We start from the raw sequence: 3,799 nt of genomic DNA on the forward strand, positions 1-3,799 counted from the left end.
ACCTGCTGCGCCGCCGACGGAATCCCCATCAAGATCGGGCTCAGCGGCGACGTGCCCGACCTGCCCGCCGACACCTGGGTACGGGCCACCGGCCGCTACACCCCCGACACCGCCCAGGACCCGTTCAACGGGTCCGACATCCCCTACTTCGAGGTGGACAGCTGGAAGAAGATCCCCCAGCCGAAGAACCCGTACGAGTGACGTCCTCTCCCGTCCAAGGGCGGAGCACTGGCCCGCGTCTCGGTAGCAGGCGTTGAGGCGGACGGTTTCCCGCGTGTTGATATGAGCATGTGACAGCTAGACCGGCTTACTGAAAATGACTACCGTTCCGTGCATTCCGATATGCAAGGAGCGGTAGTGACACCATCCATCCGTACGCTCGGAACCGTCCTGGCGATCGCGGCGATCAGCGCCGCCGCCGGCTGCGGCTCCTCAAAGGACGACAGCCAGTCCAGCCCGGCCGGCAAGCTCGCCGTCGTCGCCACGACCCCCGAAGTCGCCGACTTCGCACGCAACGTCGGCGGCGACGCCGTCACCGTCACGCAGGTCATCAAGCCCAACGTCGACCCCCACGACTACGAGCCCACGCCGGCCGACATCCAGGCGATCGGTGCCGCCAAGCTTGTGATCAAAAACGGTGTCGGCCTGGAGAAGTGGCTCGACCCCACGATCTCCGCGGCCGGCTTCACCGGCACGGTCGTCGACACGTCGGAAGGGGTCGCCCTGCGTAAGGGCGACCCCGAGGACGAGGACATGGCCGGGGGCGACCCGCACATCTGGCACAACCCTCGTAACGCCAGGATCATGTCCGAGAACATCGAGAAGGCGCTCGCCGCCGCCGACCCCGGCCACGCCGACACCTACCGCAGCAACTTCCAGGCGTACGCAGCCAAGCTGGACCAGCTCGACGCCGACAACGAGCGTAAGTTCGCCGCCCTCTCGGCCGACCAGCGCAAGCTGGTCACCAACCACGACGCGTTCGGTTACTACATCGACCGTTATCAGCTGCAGTTCGTCGGCTCCGTCATCCCCAGCCTGGACACCAACGCCGAGCTGTCGGCCAAGCAGGTCGAGGATCTGGTTGCCAAGATCAAGGCGACCGGTGTGCAGGCGGTCTTCAGCGAGAGCTCGCTGCCACCCAAGGCCGCCGAGGCGATCGCCCGGCAGGCCGGCGTGAAGGTGGTCGGCGGCGAGGACTCCCTCTTCGGCGACAGTCTCGGCGCGCAGGGCACCCCGCAAGGCACCTACCTGGGCGCAGAGGAGCACAACACCGACACCATCGTGCGGGCCCTCGGTGGCTGAGCACACCCCTGCCGACGCCGGCGCCGCCCTGCACCTGGTGCGGGCCGGCGTCGGCTACCGGGGCCACCCGGTGCTCACCGGTGTCGACCTCACTGCGGCGTACGGTCAGATCGTCGTGCTCCTCGGTGCCAACGGCGCCGGCAAGTCCACCCTCATCAAGGCCGTCGTCGGGCTCGCCGACGTCCTCGCCGGCGCCGCCACCGTCTGCGGCCGCCCCGCCGGTCGCGCCCGCGGCGCCGCCGCGTACGTGCCGCAGGCCGACACCCTCGACGCCGACTTCCCGGTCAGCGCTGGGGATGTCGTCCTCATGGGCCGCTACCGACCCACCCGCTGGGTGCGGCAGATCCGTCCCGCTGACCGGGCCGTCGCCGCCGACGCGCTCGCCCGGGTCGGTCTGGCCGACCGGGCACGGACCCGTTTCGGACTGCTCTCCGGCGGCCAACGTCAGCGCGTCCTGCTCGCCCGCGCGATCGCCAGCCAGGCCCGGCTGATGTTGCTGGACGAACCCTTCAACGGCCTGGACACCGCCAGCCGGGAGGTCGTCGTACGCCTGCTGCGGGAACTCGCCGCCTCCGGGACCGCGGTCGTGCTCAGCACCCACGACCTTGACATCGCCCGCGACCTCGCGGACACCGCCTGCATGATCCACGACGGCCAGGTCACCACCGGCCGCGTCACCGACATCCTCGCCAATCCCGCACGCCGCTCCAGCCACCGCGCCCAGCACGTCGCCGCCCACCAGGTCGCCGCATGAACGCACTGGTCGCACCGTTCGACACACCGTTCATGGGCCGTGCCCTGGCCGAACTGCTCCTGCTCGCCGCCGTGTGCGGGCCGGTCGGCGTGCTGGTGTTCCTCCGTCGGCTCGCGTTCGTCGCCGACGCCCTCACCCACACCGTCTTCCCCGGTGTGGTGCTCGGCTTCCTCGCCGGCGGTTACCCCGGCATCCCCGCCGGCGCCCTGGTCGCGGCCCTGCTGACCGCCGTCGCAGTTACCCTGCTCAGCCGTCGTACGCAGCTCAACGAGGACACCACCATCGCCGTGCTGCTCACCGCGATGTTCTCCCTCGGCGTTGTCCTCGTCTCCCGGCGCCACTCATACACCAGCGATCTGACCGCGTTCCTGTTCGGTCGGCTGCTCACCGTGACCCCGGCCCAACTCGCCCAGACCGCTGCCCTGGCCGCCGTCGTCCTCATTCTTCTCGCCGTCACCGCCCGGCCGCTGATCCTGCGCGCCTTCGACCCGGTCGCCGCCGCCTCCGCCGGCTTCCGGGTCACTCTGCTCGACCTCGCGCTCAACACCGCCATCGCGCTCGTCGTCGTCGCCGCGGTCCAGGCGGTCGGCACCATCCTCGTCATCGCGCTGCTCGTCGTCCCCGCCGCGATCGCCCGCCTGCTGACCGACCAGTTCGCCCCCATGGTCCTGCTCGCCACCGCCGTCTGCGGTCTCGCCGGCTATCTCGGCCTGCTGGCCAGTTGGACCGCTTCCGTCCAGCACGGCATCCGCCTCACCTCCGCCTCGGCGGTGGTCCTCACCCTCATCGGCTGCTATCTGCTCGCCCTGGCCGCCGCAGCCGCGCGCCACCGACTCACCAACCGGGCGGCGAGGGCATGAACTGGCTGCTCGAGGACACTTTCCGTCGCGCCATGACCGAAGCCGCCGCCGTTGGCGTGCTCAGCGGTCTCGTCGGCGTCCACGTCGTGCTGCGCCGCCTGTCCTTCTTCACCATGACCATGACCCACGCGGCGTTCCCCGGCCTGGTCGCCGCAGCCATCCTCGGGATCAACGTCTATCTTGGTGGCGCGATCGCCGGGCTGCTCATGGCCGCCGCCATCGCCGCGCTCGCCCGCGTTCGCGGACAGGGCGCCAGCGCCGCCACCGGTGTCGTCCTCTCCGCGGGATTCGCCCTCGGCGTCGCCCTCGTCGCCACCCAGGACGGGTTCAACCACGACCTGTCCGCCTTCCTCGTCGGCTCTATCCTCACCGTCAGCGATCAGGACCTTGCCATGACCGTCGGCATCCTGGCGGTCACCGCCGTCGGGTTGTCGCTCGGGGGTCGGCATCTGCTCTTCGCCGGCTTCGACCCTGCCGGCGCTCGCGCCGCCGGCTACCCCACCTGGCTCTTCGACCTCGTGCTGCTCCTCCTGATCGACCTCGTCGTCGTCGCGGTGGTACCCGCCGTCGGCGCCATTCTCGCCCTCGCCCTCATCGTCGCCCCGGCCGCCGCCGCTCGGGCCTGGACCGATCGTCTCGCCCCGATGACCGGGCTCGCCGTCGCCTTCGGCGTCGCCAGCGCCGTCGGCGGACTCTGGCTCTCCCGCATCGCGGAGGTCGCCACGGGTGGCGGCATCACCCTGACCGCTACCGCCGTCCTGCTCCTGTCCCTGGCCGCCAGGCGACGGTCCCGTTACCTCTCAGTGCGCTCTGGTGAGCGCACGGTCGGTAGTCCCGCCTGACGGTGGGACGGTCCCGGTCTTACCCACCTGGGTGGTGCCGG

4 protein-coding genes and 1 pseudogene are annotated in these 3,799 nt (G+C 70.6%); all 5 read left to right on the forward strand.

From position 1 onward, the window contains the following. Positions 1-201 (forward strand): annotated as a pseudogene (locus AB0C02_RS33370) (TIGR03943 family protein); the annotation flags it as partial. 156 nt (positions 202-357) lie between these two features. Further along, a complete protein-coding gene (locus tag AB0C02_RS33375; RefSeq protein ID WP_357553203.1) occupies positions 358-1,302 on the forward strand; it encodes a metal ABC transporter substrate-binding protein in 945 nt (314 codons plus the stop codon). Further along, complete coding sequence (locus AB0C02_RS33380) at positions 1,295-2,056, forward strand: ATP-binding cassette domain-containing protein (protein ID WP_357553204.1); 762 nt, start codon at positions 1,295-1,297, stop codon at positions 2,054-2,056. Before AB0C02_RS33375 ends, AB0C02_RS33380 begins: the two co-directional genes overlap by 8 nt. Further along, complete coding sequence (locus AB0C02_RS33385) at positions 2,053-2,916, forward strand: metal ABC transporter permease (RefSeq protein WP_357553205.1); 864 nt, start codon at positions 2,053-2,055, stop codon at positions 2,914-2,916. The genes AB0C02_RS33380 and AB0C02_RS33385 overlap by 4 nt, the downstream gene beginning before the upstream one ends. Next, positions 2,913-3,758 carry a metal ABC transporter permease gene (locus AB0C02_RS33390; protein WP_357553206.1) on the forward strand — a complete coding sequence of 282 codons (846 nt, stop codon included), beginning with the start codon at positions 2,913-2,915 and terminating at the stop codon, positions 3,756-3,758. Before AB0C02_RS33385 ends, AB0C02_RS33390 begins: the two co-directional genes overlap by 4 nt. Positions 3,759-3,799 lie beyond the last annotated feature (41 nt).

This window comes from Micromonospora sp. NPDC048999 (genome assembly GCF_040649295.1).
GTDB lineage: Bacteria > Actinomycetota > Actinomycetes > Mycobacteriales > Micromonosporaceae > Micromonospora.